This is a genomic window from Shimia sediminis, assembly GCF_003990645.1.
Taxonomy (GTDB): domain Bacteria; phylum Pseudomonadota; class Alphaproteobacteria; order Rhodobacterales; family Rhodobacteraceae; genus Shimia; species Shimia sediminis.
Genome location: NZ_RYZK01000010.1, coordinates 97,959 through 124,603, shown reverse-complemented (window position 1 = coordinate 124,603; position 26,645 = coordinate 97,959). Strand labels below are relative to the sequence as shown.

Sequence of the window (26,645 nt, the reverse complement as noted above, 5' to 3'; positions counted from 1 at the left end):
CAAACAGGGCGGCGCGGGTGACAGACGCGGGATGTTCATGAACCTGATATATGTGGCCTTTGGCGGGGCTGTGGGTGCTGCTTTGCGCTATTTGACCGGTATTGGAGTTGTGCGCCTTGTGGGGCATGGGTTTCCGATGGCGATCATCACGGTGAACATCATTGGTTCGTTTCTGATGGGGGCCTTTGTCGTGCTGGCGGCGCACCGCGGGCTGACCCATCTTTCGCCTCTTGTGATGACTGGGTTTCTGGGCGGTTTCACAACGTTTTCCGCCTTTTCACTTGAGGCGGTGACACTGTTCGAACGTGGGCAGGTGGGCGCGGCGGCGGCCTATGTGGCGATCTCGGTTGTTGGTTCGATTGGCGGGCTGATGCTGGGTCTTTTGGTGGCACGGGGGATGGTGACATGAGTGGTGTTCAGATTCTGATTGTGGGCGAAGAGGATGGAGATCAGCGGCTCGACCGCTGGCTGCGTCGCATGTTCCCGCATGTGAACCAGGGCCGCATCGAGAAGATGTGCCGCAAGGGAGAGCTGCGCGTCGAAGGCGGGCGTGTGAAGCCTGCGACGCGGCTGGAAGTGGGGCAAAAGGTACGTATTCCACCATTGCCACAACCAGGCGCGCGGCCTGAAAGGACCGAGACGCGGGTGTCTGACAAGGATGCCAAGCTGATCCGCGACTGCGTGATCTACATGGATGATGATGTCATCGCGATAAACAAGCCGGCCGGCTTGCCGACCCAAGGAGGCAGCAAGCAGACACGGCATGTTGACGGTTTGGCTGAGGCACTGAAGTTTGACCTCGATGAAAAACCACGCCTGGTGCACCGGCTGGACAAGGATACTTCGGGCGTTTTGCTGCTGGCCCGGACGCGGGCCGCGGCACAGGGGTTGACGGCTGCGATGCGCCACAAAGAGACGCGCAAGATTTATTGGGCCGTGGTGGCCGGGGTGCCGACACCTTATCTGGGCGAAATCAAATATGGCCTGGTCAAGGCCGCAGGGCACGGGCGCCAGGGCGAGGGTGAAAAGATGATCTGCCTGCACCCGCGTGATGTTGACAGTACCCCGGGCGCCAAACGGGCGATTACGCAATACGCCACGCTGTATCGCGTGGCGAGCCGTGCTGCCTGGGTGGCGATGGAGCCGATCACCGGTCGTACCCACCAGCTGCGCGCGCATATGGCCGAGATCGGCCATCCGATTGCGGGTGACGGCAAATACGGCGGCTCGGCGCAGGAGAACATGGGTGACGGATGGGGCGCCAAGTTGGGTGGCATCATCTCGAACAAGCTGCACCTGCATGCGCGCTCGATGACGTTTGAACATCCCACCACGCGCAAGGCGGTGACGGTGACCGCAGAGTTACCCGACCATATCGCGCATACGTTTGAGACCTTTGGTTGGACGCCCGACCTTGCTGCTGATGACCCTTTTGAGGCGCTTAGATGAGCGACCTGCGTCTTGTGGTGTTCGACGTGGACGGTACACTTGTCGACAGTCAGGCCGATATCCTGTCTGCCATGCAGGGGGCCTTTGACGCGGTTGCGATACCCGTGCCATCACAAGAGGACATCCTCGGCATTGTGGGGTTGTCGCTGAATGTGGCGATGCCGCGCCTGGCGCCCACCGCGGCGCGCGAGGTGCATCACACTCTGGAAGAGGCTTACAAAGCGGCCTACATGCAGTTGCGCGCAACGCGTGGAACGGTCCAATCCTCGCCTCTTTACCCGGGCGCGCGAGAGGTCTTGGACACGCTGTCATCTCAGGACCATACACTGTTGGGCGTTGCCACAGGCAAATCGCGCCGGGGCCTCGACAAACTCTTGGAGGGCCATGGTCTGCAAGACATGTTCGTGACCGAGCAGGTCGCGGATTTCCACCCTTCGAAACCACATCCGTCGATGCTGCACGCTGCTCTGCAAGAAAGTGGTGTAGAGGGGGCAAGGGCCGTGATGGTAGGTGACACCAGCTATGACATGGAGATGGCGCGCGCGGCAGGCATTGCTGCGATTGGTGTCAGTTGGGGGTATCACGACCGTGCGGCCTTGGCAGCAGCGGATGTGGTGATCGATGCTTTTTCCGCGCTGCCGCAGGCGTTGGAACAGATTTTGGGGAACTGAAACATGAGCGGTTGGGCAAAGAAACGGTTCTGGAAAGCGGCGCGAGTTGCCAGCGATGACGGAGGGTTCGCGATAGAACTGGACGGGCGTCGGGTAAAGACTCCCGCCAAGGTCTCACTCACAGTACCGACTCGAGCGATGGCTGACGCTATTGCAGCTGAATGGCAAGCTCAGGAAGACGAAATCGATCCCCGGACTATGCCGGTGACACGTTCAGCCAATGCGGCGATCGACAAGGTGGGCCAGCAGCATGGCGAGGTTGCCGAAATGCTGGCTGAATATGGTGGATCCGACCTGTTGTGTTACCGAGCCACGCAGCCAGCCGAGCTGATCGCGCGACAGGCGGAAAAGTGGGACCCGATGTTGGCTTGGGCCGCGTCAACGCTGGGCGCGGAACTGGCTCCGGTGAGTGGGGTTATTCACGTGGCTCAGCCGCCCGAAGCTTTGGCCCGGTTGCGGCAGCAGGTTCACGCCCTCACGAACTTTGAAATGGCAGCGTTTCACGACCTTGTCAGCCTGTCGGGATCTTTGATCCTTGGCTTTGCCGCAGTGCATCAAGCGCGCCCCATTGAAGAGCTTTGGGCCCTTTCCCGGGTGGACGAAGACTGGCAGGAACAACAGTGGGGTTCGGACGAAGAAGCTACCGAACATGCCGAGATAAAGCGCCAAGCGTTTTTGCATGCGGATCGCTTTTTCCGACTTTCGCAAAAATAATGTGCATTTTCATATGCTTGCTGTCAGGGGGGCGGGATTACGATTATTTGTGCGCGTAATGATTGAAATCCTTGATGCGGCTCTTGACGTTTTGCGATGATTCCGCCCAAACTGAGTGCCTGTAAGGGGGGGAGCACCCTTTGCTTTATCCAACCCGGTCTCACTCGGCCGGAAAATAACACCCTAAATGGGTGAACCATCAGGAAGAGGTAAAAATGAAAAAATCCGTAATTTTTGGTGCGCTGACTGTTGCTGGCTTGGCGGCCGGCGCTGCTGCTGCTGGTACGCTGGACGATGTCAAAGCGCGCGGCAAGCTGAACTGCGGCGTCACCACCGGCCTCGTCGGCTTTGCTGCGCCCGACGCGAACGGCAACTGGGATGGCTTTGACGTTGGCGTCTGCCGTGCGGTTGCTGCCGCGGTTCTGGGCGATCCGGCTGCCGTCGAATTCGTACCGACCACTGGTAAAACCCGCTTCACCGCTCTTGCCTCAGGCGAGATCGACATGCTGGCCCGTAATACCACCTGGACCTTCTCGCGCGATGTGGACCTCAAGTTCACCTTCGTGGGCGTCAACTACTATGACGGCCAGGGCTTTATGGTTCCTTCTGAGCTGGGCGTGTCCTCGGCCAAGGATCTGGACGGCGCAACCGTTTGTATCCAGACCGGCACCACAACCGAGCTGAACCTCGCGGACTTCTTCCGCGCCAATGGCATCAGCTACGAGCCGGTTCCGATTGAAACCAACGCTGAAGCGCAGCAACAGTATCTGGCTGGTGCCTGCGACGTTTACACCACCGACGCGTCGGGCCTTGCCGCGACACGTGCCACTTTCGAAGATCCGGGCGCACACGTGCTGCTGCCTGAAATCATCTCGAAAGAGCCGCTTGGTCCGCTTGTTCGCCATGGCGACAACAACTGGGGCGACGTGGTTCGCTGGACCCTGAACGCGCTGATCACTGCTGAAGAGCTGGGCGTGACCTCGGCCAACATTGGTGAACTGGCCGCTGGCACCGACAACCCCGAAGTGAACCGTCTGTTGGGTACCGAAGGTAACCTGGGCGAGATGCTCGGCCTGTCGGCTGACTGGGCCAAATCGGCCATCATGGCTGGTGGCAACTACGGTGAACTGTTTGAGAAGAACATCGGTGAAAACACCCCGATCGCTCTGGCCCGTGGCCTGAACGCTCAGTGGACCGATGGCGGCCTGATCTACTCGCCGCCCTTCCGCTAAATACAACGACAAAGGGCGCGGAATATTTCCGCGCCCTTTGCGCATCTAGCGCATACATAAAGTTCAAAAAAAACGGCCACCGGCAAAAAGCCACAAAAAAACAAGGCCGCGCAACGGGGAACTTCCCATATGACAACTTTGACCGACCCTCCGAAGGAGTCGTTTCAGCTGGGTATGCTGATATACGACACCCGGTATCGTTCGATGACAATTCAGATCGTCGCGCTGATCGGGTTCATGCTTTTGATCGGCTGGCTGATTTCAAACACTGCACAGAACCTTGCGACCCTGGGCAAAGAACCCAACTTTGGGTTCCTGGGCGAGCCTGCAGGTTATGACATCAACCAACGCCTTATCGACTACAACTCGCAAAGCACCCATTTGCGCGCTGCATTTGTCGGATTGCTCAACACGCTGCTTGTGGCAGTGATGGGCTGTGCGACCGCAACGGTTCTGGGTGTGATCATCGGTGTCCTGCGCCTGTCTAAAAACTGGCTGATCTCCAAGATCATGACGGTTTATGTTGAATTCTTCCGTAACGTGCCTGTGCTGTTGTGGATCGTGTTCACCATGGCGATCCTGATCGAGACGCTGCCGGCACCACGCGCCTTTAGGGGGGACAACCCCGAAGCCACGATGAAGCTGTTTGACACTGTCGCCTTTACAAACCGCGGCATCTATATCCCGGAGCCTTTGTTCTCGCGGGGATTGGGTGACATCTCAGTGTTTGGCGCCTTTGGGATCAGCATTGACCTGTTGGTCATTCTCGCGGCTCTGTTTGGTGGTATCTATGCGGCACGCAAAGTGACTGCACGTGCCAACCGTATTCAGGAAGCTACGGGTGAACGTCCGACAACATGGCATATCAACCTGGGTCTGATCGCCGTTCCGACGCTGATCGTTCTGGTCGCGCTGGGCTTTCACCTTGGTTATCCCGAGCTGAAGGGCTTCAACTTCAAGGGTGGCACGCATATGCGGAACTCCTTGATTGCGTTGTGGCTGGCTTTGTCGCTCTATACGGCGGCCTTTATTGCCGAGATCGTTCGGGCGGGCATCATGGCGATCAGCCATGGTCAGACCGAGGCGGCAGCGGCGCTGGGGTTACGGTCAAACCGGATCATGAGCCTTGTGGTTCTGCCTCAGGCGCTGCGGGTCATCATTCCGCCGCTGATCTCGAACTATCTGAACCTGACCAAGAACTCGTCGCTGGCGATTGCCGTGGGCTACATGGACATCACCGGCACACTGGGCGGGATCACCCTCAACCAAACCGGACGCGAGCTTGAGACGCTGTTGCTGCTCATGCTGTGTTACCTGATCATTTCGCTGAGCATTTCAGCAGTGATGAACTGGTACAACGAATCCGTCAAACTGAAGGAGCGCTGATATGTCTGATATTGGATTTGTCCGCAAAGACATGCTCCCCGAGCAGGCGCCACCGGCGTCCGAGGTTGGGATCATCGGCTGGGTGCGCGAGAACCTGTTCTCGGGTATTGGAAACTCGGTGATGACGATTTTGTCCCTGGCGGCGATTTTCTACACTTTGGCGGCTTTGCTGCCATGGGTCTTTTCTCCGACCTGGAATGCTGGCTCGTTGAACGAGTGCCGTGAAATTCTGCATGCGCAGGGTAAAGAAGGGCATTTTGCTGGCGCCTGTTGGGGCGTGATCCGTGAACGCTGGATCCAGCTGATGTTCGGCTTTTATCCGTCCGACCTCTACTGGCGTCCCATTGTGACGTTTGGTCTGATGTTCGTGGCCGTCATTCCGATCTTGTTCAACATGATCTCGCGTCGGATGAACTGGTTCCTGTTGGCGGTTGTGATCCTGCTGGCCACATTTGCCTTTGGTGGCATCATCGCATGGGTGCTGCGTATCCTGTCGGCTGCAGGTGCGGCGTATCTCGCCTATACTTTGTTCGCGACAGACAAGGCGGACCGGGCCGAGCAGATTGCCCAAGGTGCCAAACGCCTGCCCAATCCGCTGATTTTTTCGGCGCTGTTCCCGTTCATTTTCCCCTGGTTGCTCTGGGGTGGGTCCCTTTGGGTGCCAATCGGGGCCATTCTCGGGTTTGTGATTGGATACTACGTCTATGCCGCATTGGCCAAGACGGTGGGCGGACTTGCTGGATTGATTGCTGGTCCGTTGGCCGCAATCATCTGGTGGCTGTTCCTTGTCGGCACATTTGCCGGTGTGATGGAAAGCATCATCCCATTGTCGATTGAGGCGGTCGAAAGCCGCAAGTTTGGTGGCTTTATGTTGTCGATCACAATCGGCGTTGTGGCCATCGTCGGATCACTGCCCCTGGGCATCGTTCTGGCATTGGGGCGTCAGTCGGACCTGTTGATCGTCAAGGCGCTGTGCGTGGGCTTTATCGAGTTCATCCGCGGTGTGCCGCTGATCACCTTGTTGTTCGTCGCATCGACGTTGCTGAACGTGTTCATGCCTCCGGGTACCAACTTTGACATCATCCTGCGGGTGCTGATCATGGTGACCCTGTTTGCCGCGGCCTATATGGCCGAGGTGGTGCGGGGCGGTCTGGCGGCTTTGCCGACGGGACAGTACGAGGGCGCGGATTCTCTGGGACTGAACTATTGGCAGGCGCAACGCCTTGTCATTATGCCTCAGGCTCTGAAGATCTCGATCCCTGGCATCGTGAGTACCTTTATCGGCGTTTTCAAAGACACCACGCTGGTGTCGATCATTGGCCTGCTTGACCCGCTGGGTCTGACCAATGCGATCCGCGCTGATGCGAACTGGAACGGGGTTGTCTGGGAGCTCTATGGCTTTATCGCCGTGTTGTTCTTTGTCTTCTGTTTCTCGATGTCCCGTTATTCCATGTACCTGGAGCGCAAGCTTCAGACTGGCCACAAATAAGGAGTTCTGCAAATGTCTGAACTTACAACAGATCGCGAAATCGATCGCTCCAAGATGCAGGTCTCTGACGAGGTCGCCATCGAAATCTCTGGCATGAACAAGTGGTACGGATCGTTCCACGTGTTGCGCGACATCAACTTGACCGTCAATCAGGGCGAGCGGATCGTGATTGCCGGGCCTTCGGGCTCGGGCAAATCCACCCTGATCCGCTGTCTCAATGCGCTGGAGGAACACCAGCAGGGCAAGATTGTCGTGGATGGGATCGAGCTGACCTCGGACCTGAAAAACATCGACAAGATCCGGTCCGAGGTTGGCATGTGCTTCCAGCACTTCAACCTGTTCCCGCACCTGTCCATTCTGGAGAACTGCACGCTGGCCCCGATCTGGGTGCGCAAGACGCCCCGGAAAGAAGCCGAAGAAACAGCGATGCACTTCCTTGAAAAGGTCAAGATCCCCGAGCAGGCCGACAAGTACCCCGGTCAGCTTTCGGGTGGACAACAGCAGCGTGTGGCGATTGCCCGTTCGCTTTGCATGCGCCCGCGCATCATGCTGTTTGACGAACCGACCTCGGCGCTTGACCCGGAGATGATCAAAGAGGTGCTCGACACCATGATCGAACTGGCCGAAGAGGGCATGACGATGCTTTGCGTGACGCACGAGATGGGCTTCGCCCGTCAGGTCGCGAACCGAGTGATCTTTATGGATGCCGGTCAGATCGTGGAACAGAACGAACCGGAAGAGTTCTTCAACAACCCCAAGAGCGAGCGGACCAAACTGTTCCTCAGCCAGATCCTGGGTCATTAAGTCTCTTAGGTATAGGCTACTGGAAAGGCGGGGTTTTCCCCGCCTTTTCTTATGCGGCCACCAACTCCCGTGGGATTACGAAATCCCTCACCTTGCCCGTGCCAAAGGACACGTCGGCCCAGGTGTCCGCATCAAATTCGAACAACGTTGTGGCGCAGGTCGGATAGTCCAGAAAGCGCCGGTGCGCGGGTAGATCCCGTGCCAGCCGTTCGGCAAATTCGGCTATTCCGGGGTTATGGCCGATCATCACCACGGTTGCGCCGGTCGCGCTCTGCAGGTGTTTCAGCATCATCGTGGAACCGGCGTGATAGAGCGCAGCCAGAAAGACCGGATCAACGTCAAACCCCATGAGTTCCGCCGTTTCTCGCGTCCGCGCGGCGTCGGAACTCAGCATCTCATCCGGCACCCAATTCTCGCTCCGAAGCCAGTCTCCGATGGCTTCTGTCGACGCGCGGCCGCGTTTGTTCAGGGGGCGGGCATGGTCAGGCAAATCCAGCTGTTTCCAGCTTGATTTGGCGTGGCGGGTGAGGATGAGTCTAAGCGCCATTTTCCAGAAACATTCGCATGTGATAGGCAGATTGCGCCTCGAGTCTGCCATAGGCTCGCGAGGGGGGGCAAGCACGCCGCGCGACGCATCCGCGCGCCAGGCAATTGCCGGGGTCATTTGTGCCAATTGCCTCGCGGCAGGTGTTAACGTCATAGACCCCTTCCGAGAGCGCACCGACCGGACAAGTTGTCAGACAGGGTCGCTCAGCGCAGCTGTCGCAGGGATTGGGCGGCGCGGGCGGCAGATCGAATCGATTGCCAAAGCCAAGGGCACCGCGGAAAGACGTGAACAATCCTGCGGTATCATGCACCAAAAGGTTTATCGGAGATTGATGGCACCGTCCGCTGCGCTCGGCCCATTTGAAGAACGGCTGATATGGCGGGCCGGTAAAGGGAAAATAGGGCTGAGCATTGAAGGCGGTGGCGAGCGCGGTCACCGTGCGCGATGACCAGCGATCCACCGGATTGGGCGTGCCATCCAGATACTCGGGGCTTGTCGTGAAGTAGGGCCAGAACCCGGGTTCCTTTGGCCCCAGTAACAGCAGGGTCTGAGCGCCGTTCAGGATGTCGTCATCTGGGTCGGGATGAAAGCCGCCGAAAATGTCCAGCTGATAGGTTGCCGCCGTTTTGGCAATCAGGTCATACATCACTTTCTCCGAAACGGGAGCCAGAGGCTCCAGCCAAGCTTTGAGGGGCGCTCGTCCTGCCATTGCAGGCCGATGGCCATATTCTCATGCCCGGCTTCGGGTTGGGCGATGTAGGTGCCGAACATTCGATCCCAGATTGACAGGGCAAACCCATAGTTACTGTCATGTTCGCGACGTTTTACGGAATGATGCACCCGGTGCATGTCGGGCGTGACCAGAATTGTGCGCAGGGCAGCGTCCAGCCCCAAGGGCAGGCGCATGTTGGCATGGTTGAACATGGCGGTGCCATTGAGCAGGATTTCGAACAGGATGATGGCCAGTGCCGAAGGACCAAGCAGGTAGACCAGACCGATCTTGAGCAGCATCGACAAGGCGATTTCCACGGGATGGAAACGGATCGCGGTGGTCACGTCAATGTCGCGGTCCGCATGGTGGACACGGTGCAGGCGCCAGAGGATCGGCACCTTGTGGGTGATGAGATGCTGCGTCCAGATGGCAAAATCAAAGATCAGTATCGCGAGCAGAGTCTCGGGCAAGACACCAAGATTGACCTGGTTGAAGAGGCCCCAGCCCTGTTGCCCCGCATCCATGGCCGCGCCAACGGCCAGTAGCGGCAGGCCAAACGCCATCAGGCGCATGGTGATGGTGTTGAGGATGGTCATGCCCCAGTTGGTGACCCAGCGGGTGCTGCGCGGCTGGCTGCGGGCACGGCGCGGGGCGAGGGCCTCGATCACCGCGAATAGCGTAAAGAGGCCGGCAAAGACGGACAGGCGGATCAGGGCTTCGTTTTCCATCGCGGTTCCTTTTCACAAAAGGGGGTTCGATAGATATATTCCGTCTGCGGAATATTGTAAGCCCTGAGTTCAGTCTCCTCGGATCAAAGAGCCTGCACCGTGTTCTGTAAACAGTTCGAGCAGGCAGGCATTGGGCGCGCGACCATCGAGGATGACCACAGCGCGTACTCCACCGTCGATGGCGTTGAGCGCGGTTTCGGTCTTGGGGATCATACCGCCTGCGATGGTGCCATCCGCAGTCAGGTCGCGAATTTGCTGGGCCTTCAACTCGGTCATGACATCGCCATCGGCGCCTTTGACCCCAGCCACATCGGTGAGCAGAAGCAGGCGATCAGCCTTGAGGGCAGCAGCGATGGCACCGGCGGCGGTGTCGCCGTTGACGTTGAAGGTTTCGCCATTGCGGCCCGCGCCCAGGGGGGCGATCACGGGGATGGTGTCGGTGGCGAACAATTCGTGCAGGAAGTCAGGGTTCATTTCCGCAGGGGTGCCGACAAATCCAAGGTCCGGGTTGGTCTGATCGCAGACCATGAGGTTGGTGTCCTTGCCCGAAAGGCCGACGGCCTTGCCACCCTGACCGTTGATGGCCTGAACGATGCGCTTGTTGACGACGCCCGACAGCACCATTTCCACAACTTCGACGGTGGCGGCATCGGTAACCCGTTTGCCGTCGACGAATTCCGATTGGATTTCAAGGCGCTCCAGCATCGCGTTGATCATCGGGCCACCACCATGCACGATCACCGGGTTGACGCCGACCTGGCGCATCAGCACCACGTCACGGGCGAAATCATCCATCGCTTCGTCGCTGCCCATAGCGTGACCGCCGAGCTTGATGACAACAATCGCCCCTGTGTAGCGCTGCAGATAGGGCAGGGCCTGGGACAGGGTGCGGGCGGTGGCGATCCAATCGCGGTTCATGTTCTGCTTCTTCATGGTCAGTGTCCTCTTGGGCGACGTTGTTAGACGGTTGGGCCGCACCTGCCAAGAGGCATTGCAGCCGCAGAGGAAGGGCATAGAGTAGCGCCGAAGAGGTCAGGAGCAAGATCATGGGTGATTCCCAAAAAACCCTTTTGATTACAGGCGCAAGTCGCGGCATCGGCCACGCCACGGTGCGCCGGTTCAATCGCGAGGGGTGGCGGGTGGTCACCGTGTCACGGACGCCCTGCGCGCCGGAGTGCCCTTTTGCCAAGCCTTCCAACCACTTGCAGCTGGACCTGTCCGACCCCGCCGACACGATCAACGCGGTTGGTGTGCTGCAAGAGATGCTGGGGGGGCGGCTGGATGCGTTGGTGAACAATGCCGGGGTGTCTCCGAAGGGGCCAGAGGGTCAGCGGTTGAACACGCTCACCACGGATCTGACCACATGGGGACAGGTGTTTCACGTCAACTTTTTCGCGTCGGTCGTGTTGGCGCGGGGGTTGCGGGAAGAGTTGGCTGCGGCCAAGGGATCGGTGGTCAACGTCACCTCGATTGCCGGAAGTCGGGTGCATCCCTTTGCCGGGGCGGCCTATGCCACGTCCAAGGCGGCGCTGGCCGCGCTGACGCGGGAAATGGCGCATGATTTCGGACCCTTGGGGGTGCGGGTCAATGCCATTGCGCCGGGCGAGGTGGAGACTGCGATCCTCAGCCCCGGCACTGACAAGATCGTCGAAAAGCTGCCCCTGCAACGACTGGGACAACCCGAAGAAGTCGCGGCGGCGATCTACTTTCTGTGCTCAGGAGAAAGTTCATACATTTCCGGCGCTGAAATCGAGGTTAACGGCGCGCAGCACGTGTAGTCGCGCGAATCAGGGGTTAAGGCCTGTGTTTTATGGCAAAACCGCGATCTGTATCGCGTCGGTATAACGTCGGTATTGCGTCGGTGTTGGGGCCGGTATGCCCCCGCATTAACGTCCCGCACGGTGGCGGTAAAACCACCGAAAGGGTTAACGTGAGGATCAGGCGAGGCCTGCGATGATGGCGCGCAGGGTGGCGATACCGTCGCCCTTTTCGCTGGAGGTCAGCACCAGTTCGGGAAACGCGGCGGGGTGCTTCGAGAGCCTGGCGCGCACTTGATCCAGAACCTTGGCGCGGTCCTTTTCCTTGACCTTGTCGGCCTTGGTCATGACCACCTGAAAGGTGACGGCCGCACTGTCGAGGAGGCTCATGATCTCTTCGTCGACGGATTTGACACCATGGCGCGCGTCAATCAGCACAAAGGCGCGACGCAGGGTGGCACGGCCCGAAAGGTATTGCTTCAGGAGCTTCTGCCATTTCTCGATCACCGGCAGCGGCGCGTTGGCATAGCCATAGCCCGGCAGGTCGACGAGATAGTGGCTGTCAGCCAGCGTGAAATAGTTGATCTCTTGCGTACGGCCCGGCGTGTTCGAGGCGCGGGCCAGCCGCGTGCGCCCGGTGAGCGCGTTGATCAGGGTGGATTTGCCAACGTTCGACCGCCCCGCAAAACACACTTCGACCCGGTCCGCGACGGGCAGTCCGGACATGGCCACGACACCCTTGAGGAATTCGCTGTTGTTGCCGGCAAAAAGCTTGCGGCCAGTCTCGCGGGCGTGTGCGTCGGGCTCTTCGACAATGGGGAAAGGGAGCTGCATCAGATGACCTCAATCGCGTCGCCAACCGAGACCTTGCCGGTCTTGGTAACAACGCCGTAGACGCCGAATTCCTGATGGCCAAGGGCGTTCAGCGCGCCAAGCGTGTCCTCGTCCCGGAGGCCGGTCGCGGGATTGGCCGTGGTGGCAAGGCAGCGGGTGATTTCCTCGCGGACCTCAAGTTCGGCACTGCCGAGTTTCACAGTCTTGCCCACCCAGCCTTTTTCGGCCCAAGGGTCAAATCCGTCCATGATGATATTGCCGCGCCAGCGTTCCATCGCGAGATCGGTCTGCATCTGGCCGGCCAATGCGTCATTCGACGCGATGTTCAAAAGGCTGATCGACGGAAAGTCGGTGTCGGTCATGCCAATGCCATCAACACGGATGATCTTGGCCGACTGCGCGCGCTCGGCGGGCATGATTGGGCGAATCCAGTCGAGAAAGCCCAAAAGCTGCTTGTCGGGGTCAAAGGTGAACTCACCCAACTTCGGGTGGTTCAGGGTCACCGTGTTCAGGGCTTCGTCCGAGGTTGCGGAAATCGCCATCAGTCCCGGAGCCTTGGCCCCGCGCGAAAAGTTGGCGCAGGGCACCCAACGGCTGCCGTCCGCCTTGGAAGCTTCGTGCGTCACGGCCCAGCGGCGGTCCCAGGGCATCGTCTGGCCAGCAGTCAGGGCTATGCTTTGCAGCGCTTCCCGCCCGTGGCTTTTGATTGGGTGCCGCCAGAGGGCTGCGACGCGGGGCGCCATCAGTCCTTGGCCTTTTCTTTACGCTTGAACGACCCTTTGATGTTGCCGAACACGTCTGGTTTATAGCCGTGGCTGCGCATGATCAGGTACTGCTGCGTAAAGGTGATCACGTTGTTGGTGATCCAGTAGAGCACGAGGCCGGACGCAAAGCTGCCGAGCATGAACATGAAGACCCAGGGCATCCACGCAAAGATCATCTGTTGCGTCGGATCGGTGGGTGCCGGGTTCAGTTTCTGTTGCAGCCACATCGAGATACCCAGAAGGATCGGCAGCACGCCGAGGCTGATGATCGCGAGCATCGAGCCGGGTTCGGGTGGCAGGAAGGGCAGAAGACCAAAGAGGTTCAGGATCGACGAGGGGTCCGGCGCCGAAAGGTCATTGATCCAGAGCGCCCAGGGGGCATGGCGCAGTTCCAGCGTGACGAAGATCACCTTGTAGAGCGAGAAGAAGATCGGGATCTGGATCAGGATCGGCAAACAGCCAGAGGCGGGGTTTACCTTTTCCTTCTTGTAAAGCTCCATCATGGATTGCTGCATCTTCTGGCGGTCGTCTCCGGCGGCCTCTTTCAGCTTTTCCATCTGTGGCTGCAGTTCCTTCATCTTCGCCATCGAGGCATAAGATTTATAGGCCAGCGGGAAGACCACGATCTTGATGATGATGGTCAGGCCGATGATCGACCACCCCATGTTGCCGATGACAACGTTGAGGTTGTGCAAGAGCCAGAAAATCGGCTTGGTCAGAAAAAAGAACCAACCCCAGTCGATGGTGTCGAGGAAGCGGTGGATGCCGTCTTCGTTCTGGTAGTTGCGGATGGTTTCCCATTCCTTGGCCCCGGCAAAGAGGCGCGAGGTGATTTCCTGTGTCTCACCGGGAGCCAATGTCATGGTCGGGAAGCGGGCAATGGCCTCGTAGGTGTCAGCCTGGGCTGAATAGCGCAGGACCGACGTAAAGGGCTGATCGTTTTGCGGGATCAGCATGGCCATCCAGAAGTGATCGGTAAAGCCGGTCCAGCCGTTGGCGGGGACCTGTTCGACGCTGGCACCTGCGCCCCAGACCGGGTCGGCGCCAAAGTCCTGCATGTCGTCATAGTCGAGGTCTTCGCGCTCTTCGGCGAGTTGGCGCATCGGGCCCTCGTGCAGGATGAAAAAGTTCTTCAGGTCTTCGGGTTCGCCATGGCGGGTCAGCGTGCCGTAAGGGGCCATCGAAACCGTGCCTGCGCCAGTGTTTTCAACGCTTTGCGTGACGGTGAACAGATAATCCTCGTCGACGGCGATGGTGCGGCGGAAGGTCAGACCGGTGCCATTGTCCCATTTCAGCGTCACCGGGGCGGTTTCGCTGAGCGTGTCGTTGCCCTCGACCGACCAGACGGTGTTGGCGCCGGGCACGGTGTCGAGGTCAAGGCCTGCGCCGGGGGCCCAGCCATAGAGCGCGTAATAGGCGTGGGGCTGGCCCTTGGGCGACAGGAAGGTCACGATGGGCGAGTCTTCGGCCAGCTCTTCGCGGTAGTCTTTCAGTTTCAGATCGTCGAGACGCCCGCCCAAGAGCGAGATCGAGCCGCTGAGACGGTCGGTTTCGATGTCGATACGCGGCGCGTTGGCCTGTTCGGCGGTGTCCGCGGTGGACGGTGTTGTTCCGACCGGCGCAGCGGTAGACGACGTGATCGCGGCAGGCTGCGCGTTGTCGGCTGTGACCGCGGGCGCATTGGGGTCTTCGAGCGGTTGATCGGGTGGGGGGAACAGGAGAAACCAAACCAGAATCACGGCAAAGCTGAGCGCCGTCGCGAGGATGAGGTTCTTGTTCTGATCGTCCATTGCCTGGGCCACCTGTGTCTTGAAACGTTGGGGTGGTTCAACAGAGGTGCGGCCAAAAGGTCAAGCGGATTCCGGCCCCGGCAGCGCCGTTCTGCCCGATTGCGACCCCCTCACACCGTTTCAGAGGCCGCGTTGGGGAATTTCCGGCATGTCCGGTGTGTGTGCATGATAGGCGCGCAACCATTCGAAGGTTTTTTCAAACGGCATGGGCCGTCCCAGACCAAAGCCCTGCACATGGTCACAGCCAAGTTGCGCCAACATGGCGTGTTCGCCGGGGGTCTCTACACCTTCGGCCAGGGTTTCAAGGCCCAGCCTCTCTGCCATGGTGACGATGGCGGCTACCATTCGCTGTTGTTCGATATCCTGATCAATCCGGGTGACAAAAGAACGGTCGATCTTGAGCCGCGAGGCGCGCAGGCGGCGGATCGACGATATCGAGGCATGACCGGTGCCAAAATCGTCGAGATCGATACCACACCCCAATTCGGCCAGCCCGTTCACATTGCGCACGACCACGTCGTCCGGCGTCCCGGCAATCACGGTTTCAAGCACTTCGACCGAGAGATTCTGCGGTTCAAGCGAAAAGCGGTCCAGCTCCCAGCGTATCTTGTCCAGCAGGGCGGGATTTTGCAGTTCTTCTCCGGCAAAGTTAACCCCGATAGTCGGAACATCCCATCCGGCTTTGTGCCAGGCCTTGAGCGCGCCAAGAGCCTCGGCCAGCATGCGGCTGGCCAGACGCTCTAGCTGACCGCTTTGCTGCATGGGTCCCAGAAACTCAACCGGGGGGATGATGCCGCGTTTGGGGTGATTCCAGCGGGCCAGTGTTTCGAACCCCGACACGCGCCCTGTGTTGGTGCAAAGCTGTGGCTGGAACCAGGCTTGGATCTGGCCGCGGTCCAATGCCTTGCTGGCCTCGAGATCATTCTTGCGCCGCGATGCCACACGGCGACGAAATCCTGGCTGATACGCCCGGATCGACGAGACCCCGGTGCGGCGCGCCTCGGACAGTGCCATGTCTGCGGCCTCAAACAGGGTCGCCCCATTGGGGTGCCCGAGACGCGAGGAAAGGCAGAAACCCACAGAACAGGTCGGATAGATCGAAACGGATTGCAGTGGCACAGGTTCTTCCAATGCGGTTTGCAGGCGGCTGGCCAGCTGCAAGCAGATCTCAAGATCCAGAACCCGCACGGGATCAAGGCAAATTGCAAAGCGGGCGTCGCCGGTGCGCGCGATCACATCGTTGCTGCGCAGTGCCGCGGTGATGCGCCGCGCCGCGTACTTCAGGACATCCTCAGCTGCATTGTCGCCATAGCGGTTGCGGACTTCGGAAAACCGGTCGAGTTCCAGACACAGTGTTGCGGATAACATGCCAGAGCCGTCCAGATCCTGGAGAACGGCGTTGGATTCCTCTTCAAAGGCGCCCGACACCAGCAACCCCGTCAACCCATCGCGATCATTGCGCCCGACGGTTCGCTGAGGCGCCGATTTACGCAGCAAAAAGGGCAGCGGCAGGAAAAGTGCCGTGAGCAAGAGCCATTTCTCCCCCCCAAGCAGGTAGGCGCCCAAGGTAAAAAGGGGCACCAACAGCACCAAAAGCCGACGGCCAAGGCCGGAAAGCGCGAGAGATTTTGCCAGGTTGGGCAGTTGCACGGCCAGGATGCTCCATCGGGACATGATTCCCGGCCAAGTTAAAAGATGTGCCCAAGAGGTCGGTTAACGCAGCTTCGGTATTTGCGTTTCAATTTGTTCAAATTCTTTCGATCCGAGCATCAGCCCGGCAAAATCGAACAATTTGGGGTCCAGCATATGCGACGGACGGATGTTCATCAGGGCGCGGAACATGACCTGACGGCGACCGGGCGAATTGACCTCCCACTGGTCGAGGATCTGCTTGACCTGCTGGCGCTGCAACCCGTCCTGCGAGCCGCAGAGGTCGCAGGGAATGATCGGGTAGTTCATTGCATTGGCAAATTTTTCGCAGTCGGCCTCGGCCACATGGGCCAGCGGGCGATAGACAAAAAGATCACCCTCTTCGTTGACGAGTTTTGGCGGCATGGTGGCCAGCCGCCCGCCATGGAAAAGGTTCATGAAAAAGGTTTCGAGGATGTCGTCGCGGTGATGGCCCAGCACAACCGCCGAGCAGCCCTCTTCGCGCGCAATGCGATAGAGGTTGCCGCGGCGCAGGCGCGAACAGAGCGCGCAATAGGTGCGGCCTGCGGGCACCTTGTCTTTCACGACACTATAAGTGTCCTGATATTCGATCCTGTGGGGCACTTTCATGCGTTCCAGAAACTCGGGCAGAACGGTGGCCGGAAAGTTCGGCTGACCCTGATCGAGGTTGCAGGCAAGGATTTCGACGGGCAAAAGGCCGCGCCACTGCAACTCGTGCAGGACGGCCAAGAGGGTGTAGCTGTCCTTGCCCCCACTCAGGCACACCAGCCAACGACTGCCGCGTTCGATCATGCCATACTGTTCAATCGCTTCGCGCGTCTGGCGCACGATGCGTTTGCGCAGCTTCTTGAAGCTGGCGGAAGAGGGGGCGCCATGGAACAGCGGGTGGATATCGTCGAGATCATCAAGCATGGGCTGCCTTTAGGCCAATTGGCTCGATCAGACAAGAGAACGCCGCCCGGGGTGGGGCGGCGCTGGATCATGGCAAAAGGAGAGGGTGGGTTATTGCATCGCCTTGGCGTTGCATTCCTTGCCCATCTCGATGGCCTTGAAGGTGCCGGTCAGGTCGACGATGAAGCCATAGGCCTTTTCCGGGAAGACAACCATTTCGCGCTGCTTCTGGATCTGCATCACGATTTCAGGGTCGTTGGTCAGAACATATCCACCGGAATAGCCCTTGGTGATGTTGCCGCGCATGCCGGTGGCTTCGCCCACATAGAGGTTATCGCCCAGAACCACGGCAACGGCCTCTTTCTGGCCCTTCTTGATATCGGTCTCGGCGGTGGTGAAGACGCCGATATAGGCGACCGAGCGGTCTTCGGCGGTCAGGCCCATTTGCACGACATTACCGGCGTCGTCCTTGGCCTCGATAAAGCAGGTGTTTTTCTCGGCGTCGGTGAAGACGTTCCAGCCTTCGACCGAGCCGTAGTGGGTATAGCGATCCGAGGCCGCGGCCGAGGTTGCGAGGGCTGCGGTCAGGGCTGCTGCGGTGGTGAATTTAGCAAAGGTCATTGGAAATCCTCTTGGGTGTGGAATGCTGTCACCTGCAACTTAAGCTGTCCTGCTTTGGGGTCCAGACGCAAAAGGAGAGGGCGGCCGTTCTTGACGCGGATGTGGCGGTTACTTGCCGGTTTTTGGGTCTGCTTTGGCGGCAGGATCAGGCACCGGGTCGTATCCGTCGCCGCCAAGAGGGTGACAGCGTCCGATGCGTTTGGCGGCAAGCCAGCTGCCTTTGATTGCGCCGTGTTTCTCCAGCGCTTCCATGGCATAGGCCGAGCAGGTCGGTTGATAGCGGCAGTTGAACCCGACCCAGGGCGAAAACACCAGCCGGTAGAACCGGACGGGCAAAGCAACGATATGGGCGAGCGGGGTCATGGTGCGATGTTAGGCCCATGCTGCATCAAGGGAAAGACGCATATGATGCCCGGCCTTTGCATCCTAACCCCCGGCAGAGTGCAGTTTGCGCAGCGCGTAGCGCAAATCGCCTTGCAGGGCGGCGAATTCGCGAGTCGAAGTGGCATCTTTGCGACCGATCAGCACATAGTCCCATCCGGGTTGGCCTTGTGCGGGCAGGATCAGGCGCGCCACTTCGCGCATCCGGCGCTTGGCACGGTTGCGGGCAACGGCATTGCCAACTTTCTTGGAGCAGGTAAAGCCGATGCGGATCACGTTCGCGGCGACGTCTTCGTCATCGCGGCGTTTACGCGCCTGCACCATCATCGCCCCCGTACCCAGACGGCGGGCGCGGGCCGCGGCGAGGAAGTCGCTGCGTTTTTTTAAAACCTCAAGACAAACGGAAACCGCCGGGGGCGTTTCCCCTTGGGCGGCAATGCCATCCTTGGGGGCCTCCGGCGGTGTCATTCCGTCTAAACGGGGTCGGTGAGCTTTAAGCGCTCAGCGACTTGCGACCGCGTGCGCGGCGTGCGTTCAGGATCTTGCGACCGGCTTTGGTGGCCATGCGCGAACGAAAACCGTGGCGGCGTTTGCGAACCAGGTTCGAGGGTTGGTAGGTGCGTTTCATCGCTCCGTCTCCGTCTGATCAGGGCGCCTCGCGAACGGAATCGCGGGCCCAGGTGCTATTCGAAGCCCGGTCTATAGGGGGCTGCTTCAGATAAGTCAAACGCCGCGAAGGGCTTTTCAGCGGGTTTTGCAATAATTTCCACCCACCGTCACCGGGTTTGTTTCAAAACACATGATTTGACCCCCTGCTTATCACGGATTGAGGGCTTTGGATCAACCACCCGTGAAGTCCCTGTTGTTTCACCGCCACGTCGCGCATGTTGCATTGGAGAGAGAATGATGGGCAAGCGAATGAGCGATATCACGGATACCCGTAAGCCGGGCTGGGGCAGGGCGTTGCCTTTTGCGCTGATCTTACTGGCGGCGGTGATCGGTGCGGTGACGCTGGGTGACTACCTCAGCTTTGAGACCTTGCGCGAGAATCGCGAGGCGCTGTTGGCCTATCGGGACAATCACTATGTCTGGGCCGCGTTTGTGTTCATGGCGATCTATGTTGTGATCGTGGCCTTTTCGCTGCCGGGAGCATTGATCGCCTCGCTCACCGGTGGCTTCTTGTTTGGAACCGTGGCCGGGTCCGCGTTTAACGTGATTGCCGCCACAATCGGCGCGACCCTGATCTTTCAGGCGGCGCGCTGGGGATTCGGTGAACGTCTGGCGGCGGGCATGGACACCTCGCAAGGACGGATCAAACGGCTGAAGGACGGGATTGACGAGAATCAGTGGTCGATGCTGTTCCTGATGCGGCTGGTGCCGGTGGTGCCGTTTTTTGTGGCCAACCTGTTGCCCGCCTTTGTCGGCGTATCGTTGTCGCGCTTTGTGATCTCGACGTTTTTCGGCATCATTCCCGGAGGCGTTGTTTATACGTCGGTTGGAGCGGGCCTGGGGGAGGTCTTTGAACAAGGCGAGACACCCAACCTGGGCATTATTTTTGAGCCGCATATCCTGTTGCCAATTCTGGGGCTCTGCGCACTGGCTGCGCTGCCGATGTTGTTGAAGGCCCTGCGGGGCGGGAAAGACCTCTGATGGAAAAGATCAAGACGGACCTGTTGGTCATTGGCGCAGGCTCGGGCGGGTTGTCGGTTGCGGCCGGGGCCGTGCAGATGGGCGCCGATGTTGTCCTGTTGGAAGGGCACAAGATGGGCGGTGACTGCCTGAACTTTGGCTGTGTGCCCTCCAAAGCGCTGTTGGCCAGCGCCAGGGTTGCCCACGGTCAGGCCCATGCCGCAGCGTTCGGCGTGGCGGATCAGGTGCCGCAGATCGACTTTGCCAAGGTCAAGGATCACGTCGCCGAGGTCATTGCCGAGATTGAGCCGAATGACTCGGTCGAGCGGTTTGAAGGCTTGGGGGTTCGGGTGATCTCAGAATACGGCCAGTTTCTGGGACCCAATGAGGTGCAGGCGGGGGATCACGTGATCCAGGCGCGGCGGATTGTGATTGCCACCGGGTCGTCGCCTTTGGTGCCGCCGATCAAGGGGCTGGAGACGGTCCCCTATGACACCAACGAGACGCTGTTTGAGAACCGTGAGCAACCCGAGCACTTGATGATCATTGGCGGTGGGCCAATTGGTATGGAGATGGCGCAGGCGCATCGACGTTTGGGGTCCGAGGTCACGGTCATCGAAGGCGCCAAGGCGCTGGGCAAGGATGACCCGGAACTGGCAGGCTTTGTGCTGGAGGCGCTGGAGGCCGAAGGGATTGCGATTGAAGAAGACGCCATTGCCGCCGAAATTCGCGGTCAAGCAGGCGCGATTGAGATCGAGACCACCGACGGGCGCGTGTTCAAGGGCACGCATCTGTTGATGGCGGTGGGACGCAAGCCCAATATCGAACGTCTGGATCTGGACAAGGCAGGTATCGCCGCTGAGCGGGGGGCAATCAAGGTCGACGACAGCCTGAAGACAACCAACCGCAAGGTCTATGCCATTGGCGATGTGGCCGGTGGGCTGCAGTTCACGCATGTGGCCGGGTATCATGCCGGCGTCATTATCCGCTCAGCTCTGTTTGGGTTGCCCTCGAAACAGAAAACCTCGCACATCCCCTGGGCCACTTATACCGACCCAGAGCTGGCGCAGGTGGGCCTGACTGAAGCCGAGGCGCGCGCGGCGCATGGCGACAGGCTAGAGGTCGTTCGGTTCGATCTGGATCACAACGACCGGCTGATTGCCGAACGCAAGGCCAAAGGGCTGATCAAGGTGATGGTGGTCAAGGGGCGCCCTGTAGGAGCCTCGATTGTTGGTCATCAGGCCGGTGAGCACATCACGCTGTGGTCGCTGGCGATTGCCAACAAGTTGAAGATGGGCCAGATCGCAGGCATGGTTGCGCCCTATCCCACGGTGGCGGAAATTGGCAAACGTGCCGCAGGGGCCTATTTCTCACCCAGACTGTTTGATAGTCCTAGGGTCAAGAAGGTGGTCGGGTTCGTGCAACGGTGGCTGCCATGAACGGAGCGCGGTAACACAGGCATGTTGAAGTCGCTATCAGGCCGGTTTCTGATCCTGACCATCATCTTCGTGATGCTGGCAGAGGTGCTGATCTTTGTGCCTTCGGTAGCGCGGTTCCGCGAAGACTATCTGCTGTCGCGACTTGAGCGGGCTCAGATTGCCTCTTTGGCTTTGCTGGCCGATGACATGATCGACGACGAACTTGAGGCGGAACTGTTGCGCAACGCCGAGGTGTTCAACGTCGTGCTGCGTCGCGATGAAATGCGGCAGCTGGTTCTGTCCTCTCCCATGCCCCAGCCGATTGATGCGACGTTTGATCTGCGCAATGCAGGGCCGTTTGATCTGATCGGGGACGCCATGCGGCGGCTGTTTGACGGCGAAGACCGGGTGATCCGCGTGATCGGGGCGCCGGTGCTGGAAGCCGGGTTGCTGATCGAGATCACCATGCAGACGGCGGGCCTGCGGGCGGCCATGCTGGATTATGGGCTGACGATTCTGTGGCTGTCAGCGGTCATTTCCGCGATCACGGCGTCGCTGTTGTTCGTTTCGGTGCGGGGGCTTCTCGTGCGACCGATCAAGGGCGTTGTCAGCTATATGAAATCCTATGCCGCCGCCCCCGAGGATGCCCGGCGCATCATCCAGCCGACGGCCAGTGTGACCGAGTTGCGCGAGGCCGAAGAGGCGTTGCAGTCGCTGCAGGTCGAGCTGACGGCCTCGTTAAAACAGAAAGAGCATTTGGCACAGCTGGGCGGTGCCGTGGCCAAGGTGAGCCATGATCTGCGCAACATTCTGACCTCGGCTCAGCTGTTCACGGACCGTATCGAGATGAGCGAGGACCCCGCGGTCAAACGCATGGCGCCTAAGTTGGTGAACTCGATCACCCGCGCGGTGAACCTGTGTGAAAGCACGCTGGCCTTTGGCAAAGCAGAAGAACCGCCGCCGCGCCTGTGTCATCTGACCCTGAGCGACATCGTCAGTGATGTGATCGAAAGCGAGCGCCTGGCAGTGGGCGAGTTTGACATCAGCTTTGCCGAGGATATCCCGACAGGACTGACGGTGCGGGCTGATCCCGAGCAGCTTTATCGTGTGATTGCGAACCTTGTGCGCAATGCGCGCCAGGCCATTGTTGCCAGCACGAAGCCCGGCGAGATCTCGGTGTCGGCCCGAGAAGCGGATGACGCGTGGTTCATCACCGTGGCAGATACCGGGCCCGGCCTGCCGCCCAAGGCAAAGGAGCATTTGTTCACACCATTTCAGGGCGGCACGCGCAAGGGCGGCTCGGGTCTGGGGCTGGCAATCTCGGCGGAATTGGTGCGCGGCCATGGCGGGATGCTGGAGCTGCTGGCCACGGGCGAGAGCGGAACCACCTTTGAAATATGCCTGCCCAAAGGCGATGTGGCAGATTCCTGATTTTTGTCGGATTTTGCTCTTGCATACCCCGGTCGTTCGCTCTAAATCCCACTCCACCGCGCTCTGGTAGCTCAGCTGGATAGAGTACTTGACTACGAATCAAGGGGTCGGGGGTTCGAATCCTCCCCAGAGCGCCAAAAGATTTCAAAGGCTTAGGTAGCGATACCTGAGCCTTTTTCTTTTGCTTTGGGCCTTGGGATTCAGCGCTTCACATTGGCCACCGACGGTCCGACCAACAGCGATTGTCCCAACCGCACCATGAGCCTATGCTGCCCACGAGCATCCGGGGAGGACGAAAATTGCCGATAACATCGCTGGGGTATCTTGGGGTCCGCTCGGACCGGTTGGAGGACTGGCGCACCTTTGCGGGCAAGGTTCTGGCCATGCAGGTGGCAGATCAGGGCGGGCGGCAGCTGTCGTTTCGCATGGATGATCTGGTGCAGCGGCTGGTGGTGTCGGATGAACCCGGTGAAACCCTGGCCTTTGTGGGCTGGGAAGTTGACGACAAGGACGATTTGCAGACCTTCGCAGGGCGCCTGGACGACGCAGGGCACAACGTGTCGTTTGGCAGCCGGGACCTTGCGGACCGGCGCTGTGTCGAAGACCTCATCGTGACCCATGATCCGGCAGGCAACCGGGTCGAGTTGGTCTGGAAGCCGCAGGTGGCGGACACACCCTTTGTGCCGGGACGCCCGATTGACGGGTTCAAGACCGGTCCTTTGGGCATGGGGCATGCGGTGTTGCATGTGCCGGATGCCGAGGCCTTGCTGCCGTTCTACCGGGATGTTTTGGGTTTCCATGTCAGCGATTATGGTTTGAAGCCGATCCCCTTGTACTTTTTCCATGTCAACGGGCGGCACCACAGCTTTGCCATTGTCGGCTCGGGGAACTCGGGCTTTCATCACTTTATGGTCGAGTATCAGAACCTTGATGACATGGGGCAGGGCTATGACATTGCCTGTCAGCGCGAGGATGGCATTGCCTACACGCTGGGGCGGCACACCAACGATTATATGACCAGCTTTTATGCCAACTCACCCTCAGGGTTTTTTGTTGAGAACGGCTGGGGCGGGCGGGTGATTGATCCGGCCACATGGGAGCCACACGAGACAACCTGTGGGCCAAGTTTTTGGGGCCATGACCGGCTGCATCTGCCCGAAGCGGCACGCAAACCGTTTCTGGAGATGCGCCTGAAGGCGGGCGAAGAGGGCCTGCGCGCGCCGCCCTTGGTGGAATGCCCCTGGCTATACGAGACGCTGCGCAATGGCTGAACAGTTTGACGTTGCCATCATTGGTTATGGGCCGACCGGGGCGACACTGGCCAATCTGCTGGCGAACTGCGGGCTGCGAGTGGCCGTGATCGAACGCGAGGCGGCGATGTATCATTTACCGCGCGCGGTGCATTTTGATGGCGAGACGATGCGGGTGTTTCAGGCCGCAGGCGTGGCCGACGCACTGGAGGACCGGGTGCGGGTCAATCCCGGCATGCGCTTCATGAGCCCTGAAGGGGATTTATTGCTTGATTGGCCAAGGCCGCAAGGGGCGGGACCCCAAGGGTGGCATGCCAGTTATCGCCTGCATCAGCCGGACCTGGAGCAGCTCTTGCGCGCCCGCCTGGACAAGAAAGCCAATGTGACCGTGTTCGCGCAGTGCAGGGTCGTCGGTCTCGAAGACAGTGGCGAGACGGTGACTTTGACCGTCCAAGGGGCGACGGGAGAAACCCGCACGCTGTCGGCCAGCTATGTGGTGGGCTGCGATGGGGCGCGGTCGTTCACGCGCGATGTCATCGGGTCGGGCATGGACGATCTGGGGTTCGAGGAACGCTGGCTGGTGGTGGACGTGCTGTTAAAGCGCGACCGCCCCGATCTGGGCGATCACACGCTGCAATTCTGTGATCCCGATCGCCCGATCACCTATTGTCGCAGCCCGGGCAACCGGCGGCGCTGGGAGATCACGGTGAAACCCGGAGAGAGCGACGCACAAGTTACCTCGCCTGAGCGTCTTTGGGATTTTCTGTCGCGCTGGATCACACCAGAAGACGCAGATCTGGAGCGCAGCGCGGTATACACGTTTCGCTCGGCAGTGGCGCAAAGGTGGCGCAAGGGGCGGGTGATGATTGCTGGCGACGCCGCACATCTGACGCCGCCCTTCATGGGGCAGGGAATGTGCGCCGGTATTCGCGATGCGGCGAACCTGGCGTGGAAACTGGCGTTATGTGTCAAAGGGTTGGCGCCTGAAAGCTTGCTGGAAAGCTATCAGGCGGAACGCGCACCCAATGCGCAGGCCTTTATTGAAACCGCGGTGCGACTGGGCGGCTTGATCAATGCGCTGGATGCGCAGGGGGCGCTGGACCTCGGCGAGCAGACGGCCTCGGGATCGAAACGCATGGAGACCATCGCGCCATCCTTGGGCGAAAGTGATCTGGGCGGGATGTTGACCTCGTTGACGCCCCATCGCGGCACGTTGTTTGGGCAGCCCGTGCTGGCAGACGGACGTAAGATGGACGATGTGGTGGGTTATGCGCCCGTGTTGATTGTGCGGAACGGGTTGCCAGAGGGCGTGACGCCTTCTGCAATGGTCCTGAGCGCGGTGGACCACGTTGAACTGGGCGCAGCGCTGGATGGGTTGGACGTGGATGCGGTGCTGCTCCGGCCCGATCGCTACATCGCGGGGACGGCCAAGGGCGAGGGGGATCTGGAGGGGCTTGTGGCGGTGGAGATTTCCACGCCTTTGTAGGGCCCGGGGTCAGCTTTCGTCCAGAATAGCCTTTGTGCCTTGCGGGCCGACAAATTCGTCGATTTTCTCTCGAAGCACCTTGTGAGACAGGGCCGCCACATCTTTGGGCAGGCCCTTTAGCTCACCGGTGCGGGCAACCACCGTCAGTGTCCGCGAGAGACCGACAACCGGCAGTGGTAACAAGCGAAGCGGCATGTTTTCGACCAGGCCGTCGATGAGCAGCGTTGGTGTCAGCAGGCTGAACCCCATGCCCTCTGCCACGCAGGAGGTCACCATGCTGGAGCGGTCGGCCTGGATCACGCGGCGGGGTTCAAACCGCAGGCGGCGCAGGTGTTGCATGATCTGACGGCCCGCGTTGGTGCTGTCGGCGAAACGCACCAGTGGCAGGCGTTCCTGCACGGCTTCCAGGCTGTCGGTGGGGCCTGAATATGAGGCTGGCAGGACCAAGAGGAAGGCCTCGGTCAGGATCGGGTGGCGGTCGAGACCGTCGAGATCGAGAAACGGGTTCGACGTGATCGCGAGATCGGCCTGCTTGGTGCGCAAGAGCCGTTCATGATCGCCGCTTTGGCCCGCGTGCAGGGTGATGTCGCGCACGCCGTAGCGGTCTTGGGCCAGCGACACCAGCGCCGGGGTCAGGGTGGTGGCAATCGAAGCCTGAAGCCCCATGCGGATCAGGCTGATCGAGCTGCCGCCGGTGTGGCGCATCTCGGTCTCCATATCGGTGAGGGCATGAAGAATCTTCTGGGCCTGACTGTGTAGGCGCAACCCTGCATGAGTCAGGCGCGCAGGCCGTGTGCTGCGGTCGAGCAGCGTTGTGCCGAACTCTTTCTCAAGCGCGGCGATATGTTGCGAGGCGGCGGGTTGCGTGAGGCCCAGCAGCCGCGCGCCCGAGCGCATCTGGCCGGTTTCGGCCACGGCCACAAGCACTTCGAGCGAACGGATCAGGCCGGGGCTGAACTGACGGGGCTGGGGCATGGGAATTCAATCCAT

28 protein-coding genes and 1 tRNA gene are annotated in these 26,645 nt (G+C 59.9%); 15 read left to right on the top strand and 14 right to left on the bottom strand.

All coding sequences use genetic code 11. The annotated features are described in order from the left end of the window. The first annotated feature begins 31 nt into the window (after positions 1 to 31). The 8 genes from crcB (at position 32) to EK369_RS17720 (ending at position 7,745) form a co-directional block, all read left to right on the top strand. The gene (gene crcB / locus EK369_RS17755) at positions 32 to 409 is read left to right on the top strand and encodes a fluoride efflux transporter CrcB (protein WP_127115611.1); all 378 of its coding nucleotides are present in this window, start codon (positions 32 to 34) and stop codon (positions 407 to 409) included. Then, on the top strand, positions 406 to 1,449 hold the full coding sequence (locus EK369_RS17750; protein WP_127115610.1) for an RluA family pseudouridine synthase: 1,044 nt from the start codon (positions 406 to 408) through the stop codon (positions 1,447 to 1,449). Before crcB ends, EK369_RS17750 begins: the two co-directional genes overlap by 4 nt. Continuing rightward, a complete protein-coding gene (locus EK369_RS17745) occupies positions 1,446 to 2,120 on the top strand; it encodes an HAD-IA family hydrolase (protein ID WP_127115609.1) in 675 nt (224 codons plus the stop codon). Before EK369_RS17750 ends, EK369_RS17745 begins: the two co-directional genes overlap by 4 nt. Positions 2,121 to 2,123: 3 nt before the next feature. After that, positions 2,124 to 2,834 (top strand): ATP12 family chaperone protein, encoded by a 711-nt coding sequence (locus tag EK369_RS17740; protein ID WP_127115608.1) that lies wholly within the window; start codon positions 2,124 to 2,126, stop codon positions 2,832 to 2,834. A 215-nt stretch (positions 2,835 to 3,049) separates the two neighbouring features. After that, positions 3,050 to 4,066, top strand: coding sequence for an amino acid ABC transporter substrate-binding protein (locus EK369_RS17735; protein ID WP_127115607.1), 1,017 nt, complete (start codon positions 3,050 to 3,052; stop codon positions 4,064 to 4,066). Between the two features lie 129 nt (positions 4,067 to 4,195). Beyond that, the gene (locus tag EK369_RS17730; protein ID WP_127115606.1) at positions 4,196 to 5,452 is read left to right on the top strand and encodes an amino acid ABC transporter permease; all 1,257 of its coding nucleotides are present in this window, start codon (positions 4,196 to 4,198) and stop codon (positions 5,450 to 5,452) included. A 1-nt stretch (position 5,453) separates the two neighbouring features. Continuing rightward, positions 5,454 to 6,941, top strand: coding sequence for an amino acid ABC transporter permease (locus EK369_RS17725; protein WP_127115605.1), 1,488 nt, complete (start codon positions 5,454 to 5,456; stop codon positions 6,939 to 6,941). 12 nt (positions 6,942 to 6,953) lie between these two features. Beyond that, positions 6,954 to 7,745, top strand: coding sequence for an amino acid ABC transporter ATP-binding protein (locus EK369_RS17720; protein ID WP_127115604.1), 792 nt, complete (start codon positions 6,954 to 6,956; stop codon positions 7,743 to 7,745). Positions 7,746 to 7,794: 49 nt separating this feature from the next. On the opposite strand, the gene EK369_RS17715 is transcribed toward EK369_RS17720, so the two are convergent. The 4 genes from EK369_RS17715 to argB form a co-directional block, all read right to left on the bottom strand. Next, entirely contained in the window at positions 7,795 to 8,292 is a 498-nt protein-coding gene (locus EK369_RS17715) for a SixA phosphatase family protein (RefSeq protein ID WP_127115603.1), read from the bottom strand. Continuing rightward, a complete protein-coding gene (locus EK369_RS17710) occupies positions 8,282 to 8,938 on the bottom strand; it encodes a ferredoxin (RefSeq protein WP_127115602.1) in 657 nt (218 codons plus the stop codon). Before EK369_RS17710 ends, EK369_RS17715 begins: the two co-directional genes overlap by 11 nt. Beyond that, positions 8,938 to 9,732: a sterol desaturase family protein gene (locus EK369_RS17705; RefSeq protein WP_127115601.1), complete on the bottom strand. Its 795-nt coding sequence runs from the start codon at positions 9,730 to 9,732 to the stop codon at positions 8,938 to 8,940. The genes EK369_RS17710 and EK369_RS17705 overlap by 1 nt, the downstream gene beginning before the upstream one ends. A gap of 69 nt (positions 9,733 to 9,801) precedes the next feature. Next, a complete protein-coding gene (argB, locus tag EK369_RS17700) occupies positions 9,802 to 10,665 on the bottom strand; it encodes an acetylglutamate kinase (protein WP_127115600.1) in 864 nt (287 codons plus the stop codon). A 113-nt stretch (positions 10,666 to 10,778) separates the two neighbouring features. Between argB and EK369_RS17695 the strand changes: the two genes are divergently transcribed. Further along, positions 10,779 to 11,510, top strand: coding sequence for an SDR family NAD(P)-dependent oxidoreductase (locus EK369_RS17695; RefSeq protein ID WP_127115599.1), 732 nt, complete (start codon positions 10,779 to 10,781; stop codon positions 11,508 to 11,510). Between the two features lie 159 nt (positions 11,511 to 11,669). On the opposite strand, the gene yihA is transcribed toward EK369_RS17695, so the two are convergent. The 9 genes from yihA to rpmH all read right to left on the bottom strand — a co-directional run bounded on the left by yihA (position 11,670) and on the right by rpmH (position 19,069). Then, complete coding sequence (gene yihA / locus EK369_RS17690) at positions 11,670 to 12,323, bottom strand: ribosome biogenesis GTP-binding protein YihA/YsxC (RefSeq protein ID WP_127115598.1); 654 nt, start codon at positions 12,321 to 12,323, stop codon at positions 11,670 to 11,672. Then, positions 12,323 to 13,066 (bottom strand): MOSC domain-containing protein, encoded by a 744-nt coding sequence (locus tag EK369_RS17685; RefSeq protein ID WP_127115597.1) that lies wholly within the window; start codon positions 13,064 to 13,066, stop codon positions 12,323 to 12,325. Before EK369_RS17685 ends, yihA begins: the two co-directional genes overlap by 1 nt. Next, on the bottom strand, positions 13,066 to 14,877 hold the full coding sequence (yidC, locus tag EK369_RS17680) for a membrane protein insertase YidC (protein WP_127115596.1): 1,812 nt from the start codon (positions 14,875 to 14,877) through the stop codon (positions 13,066 to 13,068). Before yidC ends, EK369_RS17685 begins: the two co-directional genes overlap by 1 nt. Positions 14,878 to 14,997: 120 nt before the next feature. After that, complete coding sequence (locus tag EK369_RS17675) at positions 14,998 to 16,551, bottom strand: putative bifunctional diguanylate cyclase/phosphodiesterase (protein ID WP_127115595.1); 1,554 nt, start codon at positions 16,549 to 16,551, stop codon at positions 14,998 to 15,000. Between the two features lie 39 nt (positions 16,552 to 16,590). Further along, positions 16,591 to 17,460, bottom strand: coding sequence for a tRNA 2-thiocytidine(32) synthetase TtcA (ttcA, locus tag EK369_RS17670; protein ID WP_127115594.1), 870 nt, complete (start codon positions 17,458 to 17,460; stop codon positions 16,591 to 16,593). A gap of 90 nt (positions 17,461 to 17,550) precedes the next feature. Next, entirely contained in the window at positions 17,551 to 18,060 is a 510-nt protein-coding gene (locus EK369_RS17665; RefSeq protein WP_127115593.1) for a hypothetical protein, read from the bottom strand. 108 nt (positions 18,061 to 18,168) lie between these two features. Next, positions 18,169 to 18,423: a membrane protein insertion efficiency factor YidD gene (gene yidD / locus EK369_RS17660; RefSeq protein ID WP_127115592.1), complete on the bottom strand. Its 255-nt coding sequence runs from the start codon at positions 18,421 to 18,423 to the stop codon at positions 18,169 to 18,171. Between the two features lie 63 nt (positions 18,424 to 18,486). Next, positions 18,487 to 18,909, bottom strand: coding sequence for a ribonuclease P protein component (gene rnpA, locus EK369_RS17655; RefSeq protein ID WP_127115591.1), 423 nt, complete (start codon positions 18,907 to 18,909; stop codon positions 18,487 to 18,489). A 25-nt stretch (positions 18,910 to 18,934) separates the two neighbouring features. Further along, positions 18,935 to 19,069, bottom strand: coding sequence for a 50S ribosomal protein L34 (gene rpmH / locus EK369_RS17650; RefSeq protein WP_048599009.1), 135 nt, complete (start codon positions 19,067 to 19,069; stop codon positions 18,935 to 18,937). A gap of 290 nt (positions 19,070 to 19,359) precedes the next feature. On the opposite strand from rpmH, the gene EK369_RS17645 reads away from it, so the two are divergent. From EK369_RS17645 to mhpA, 6 genes are all read left to right on the top strand, one after another. After that, the gene (locus EK369_RS17645) at positions 19,360 to 20,091 is read left to right on the top strand and encodes a TVP38/TMEM64 family protein (RefSeq protein WP_127115590.1); all 732 of its coding nucleotides are present in this window, start codon (positions 19,360 to 19,362) and stop codon (positions 20,089 to 20,091) included. Next, positions 20,091 to 21,509: a dihydrolipoyl dehydrogenase family protein gene (locus EK369_RS17640; RefSeq protein ID WP_127115589.1), complete on the top strand. Its 1,419-nt coding sequence runs from the start codon at positions 20,091 to 20,093 to the stop codon at positions 21,507 to 21,509. The genes EK369_RS17645 and EK369_RS17640 overlap by 1 nt, the downstream gene beginning before the upstream one ends. 21 nt (positions 21,510 to 21,530) lie before the next feature. Further along, the gene (locus EK369_RS17635) at positions 21,531 to 22,919 is read left to right on the top strand and encodes a sensor histidine kinase (RefSeq protein ID WP_127115588.1); all 1,389 of its coding nucleotides are present in this window, start codon (positions 21,531 to 21,533) and stop codon (positions 22,917 to 22,919) included. Between the two features lie 60 nt (positions 22,920 to 22,979). Beyond that, a tRNA-Arg gene (locus EK369_RS17630) sits at positions 22,980 to 23,056 on the top strand. Positions 23,057 to 23,218: 162 nt separating this feature from the next. Further along, positions 23,219 to 24,190 (top strand): VOC family protein, encoded by a 972-nt coding sequence (locus EK369_RS17625; protein WP_164727037.1) that lies wholly within the window; start codon positions 23,219 to 23,221, stop codon positions 24,188 to 24,190. Beyond that, complete coding sequence (gene mhpA / locus EK369_RS17620) at positions 24,183 to 25,655, top strand: bifunctional 3-(3-hydroxy-phenyl)propionate/3-hydroxycinnamic acid hydroxylase MhpA (protein WP_127115586.1); 1,473 nt, start codon at positions 24,183 to 24,185, stop codon at positions 25,653 to 25,655. Before EK369_RS17625 ends, mhpA begins: the two co-directional genes overlap by 8 nt. 9 nt (positions 25,656 to 25,664) lie before the next feature. Here the strand turns inward: mhpA and EK369_RS17615 are convergent, their stop codons facing one another. Next, on the bottom strand, positions 25,665 to 26,630 hold the full coding sequence (locus EK369_RS17615) for a LysR family transcriptional regulator (RefSeq protein ID WP_127115585.1): 966 nt from the start codon (positions 26,628 to 26,630) through the stop codon (positions 25,665 to 25,667). Positions 26,631 to 26,645: the final 15 nt, after the last annotated feature.

What these genes read in the sequence shown, in the direction of transcription:
- EK369_RS17730 (WP_127115606.1), top strand. Translation starts at nt 4,196, where the DNA reads ATGACAACTTTGACCGACCCTCCGAAGGAGTCGTTTCAGCTGGGTATG.
- EK369_RS17715 (WP_127115603.1), bottom strand. Translation starts at nt 8,292, where the DNA reads ATGGCGCTTAGACTCATCCTCACCCGCCACGCCAAATCAAGCTGGAAA.
- EK369_RS17615 (WP_127115585.1), bottom strand. Translation starts at nt 26,630, where the DNA reads ATGCCCCAGCCCCGTCAGTTCAGCCCCGGCCTGATCCGTTCGCTCGAA.
- EK369_RS17665 (WP_127115593.1), bottom strand. Translation starts at nt 18,060, where the DNA reads ATGACCTTTGCTAAATTCACCACCGCAGCAGCCCTGACCGCAGCCCTC.
- ttcA (WP_127115594.1), bottom strand. Translation starts at nt 17,460, where the DNA reads ATGCTTGATGATCTCGACGATATCCACCCGCTGTTCCATGGCGCCCCC.
- crcB (WP_127115611.1), top strand. Translation starts at nt 32, where the DNA reads ATGTTCATGAACCTGATATATGTGGCCTTTGGCGGGGCTGTGGGTGCT.
- EK369_RS17675 (WP_127115595.1), bottom strand. Translation starts at nt 16,551, where the DNA reads ATGTCCCGATGGAGCATCCTGGCCGTGCAACTGCCCAACCTGGCAAAA.
- EK369_RS17685 (WP_127115597.1), bottom strand. Translation starts at nt 13,066, where the DNA reads ATGGCGCCCCGCGTCGCAGCCCTCTGGCGGCACCCAATCAAAAGCCAC.
- EK369_RS17705 (WP_127115601.1), bottom strand. Translation starts at nt 9,732, where the DNA reads ATGGAAAACGAAGCCCTGATCCGCCTGTCCGTCTTTGCCGGCCTCTTT.
- EK369_RS17645 (WP_127115590.1), top strand. Translation starts at nt 19,360, where the DNA reads ATGAGCGATATCACGGATACCCGTAAGCCGGGCTGGGGCAGGGCGTTG.
- rnpA (WP_127115591.1), bottom strand. Translation starts at nt 18,909, where the DNA reads ATGACACCGCCGGAGGCCCCCAAGGATGGCATTGCCGCCCAAGGGGAA.
- EK369_RS17740 (WP_127115608.1), top strand. Translation starts at nt 2,124, where the DNA reads ATGAGCGGTTGGGCAAAGAAACGGTTCTGGAAAGCGGCGCGAGTTGCC.
- rpmH (WP_048599009.1), bottom strand. Translation starts at nt 19,069, where the DNA reads ATGAAACGCACCTACCAACCCTCGAACCTGGTTCGCAAACGCCGCCAC.
- yidD (WP_127115592.1), bottom strand. Translation starts at nt 18,423, where the DNA reads ATGACCCCGCTCGCCCATATCGTTGCTTTGCCCGTCCGGTTCTACCGG.
- mhpA (WP_127115586.1), top strand. Translation starts at nt 24,183, where the DNA reads ATGGCTGAACAGTTTGACGTTGCCATCATTGGTTATGGGCCGACCGGG.
- EK369_RS17750 (WP_127115610.1), top strand. Translation starts at nt 406, where the DNA reads ATGAGTGGTGTTCAGATTCTGATTGTGGGCGAAGAGGATGGAGATCAG.
- EK369_RS17745 (WP_127115609.1), top strand. Translation starts at nt 1,446, where the DNA reads ATGAGCGACCTGCGTCTTGTGGTGTTCGACGTGGACGGTACACTTGTC.
- yidC (WP_127115596.1), bottom strand. Translation starts at nt 14,877, where the DNA reads ATGGACGATCAGAACAAGAACCTCATCCTCGCGACGGCGCTCAGCTTT.
- EK369_RS17640 (WP_127115589.1), top strand. Translation starts at nt 20,091, where the DNA reads ATGGAAAAGATCAAGACGGACCTGTTGGTCATTGGCGCAGGCTCGGGC.
- EK369_RS17695 (WP_127115599.1), top strand. Translation starts at nt 10,779, where the DNA reads ATGGGTGATTCCCAAAAAACCCTTTTGATTACAGGCGCAAGTCGCGGC.
- yihA (WP_127115598.1), bottom strand. Translation starts at nt 12,323, where the DNA reads ATGCAGCTCCCTTTCCCCATTGTCGAAGAGCCCGACGCACACGCCCGC.
- EK369_RS17725 (WP_127115605.1), top strand. Translation starts at nt 5,454, where the DNA reads ATGTCTGATATTGGATTTGTCCGCAAAGACATGCTCCCCGAGCAGGCG.
- argB (WP_127115600.1), bottom strand. Translation starts at nt 10,665, where the DNA reads ATGAAGAAGCAGAACATGAACCGCGATTGGATCGCCACCGCCCGCACC.
- EK369_RS17735 (WP_127115607.1), top strand. Translation starts at nt 3,050, where the DNA reads ATGAAAAAATCCGTAATTTTTGGTGCGCTGACTGTTGCTGGCTTGGCG.
- EK369_RS17710 (WP_127115602.1), bottom strand. Translation starts at nt 8,938, where the DNA reads ATGTATGACCTGATTGCCAAAACGGCGGCAACCTATCAGCTGGACATT.
- EK369_RS17720 (WP_127115604.1), top strand. Translation starts at nt 6,954, where the DNA reads ATGTCTGAACTTACAACAGATCGCGAAATCGATCGCTCCAAGATGCAG.
- EK369_RS17635 (WP_127115588.1), top strand. Translation starts at nt 21,531, where the DNA reads ATGTTGAAGTCGCTATCAGGCCGGTTTCTGATCCTGACCATCATCTTC.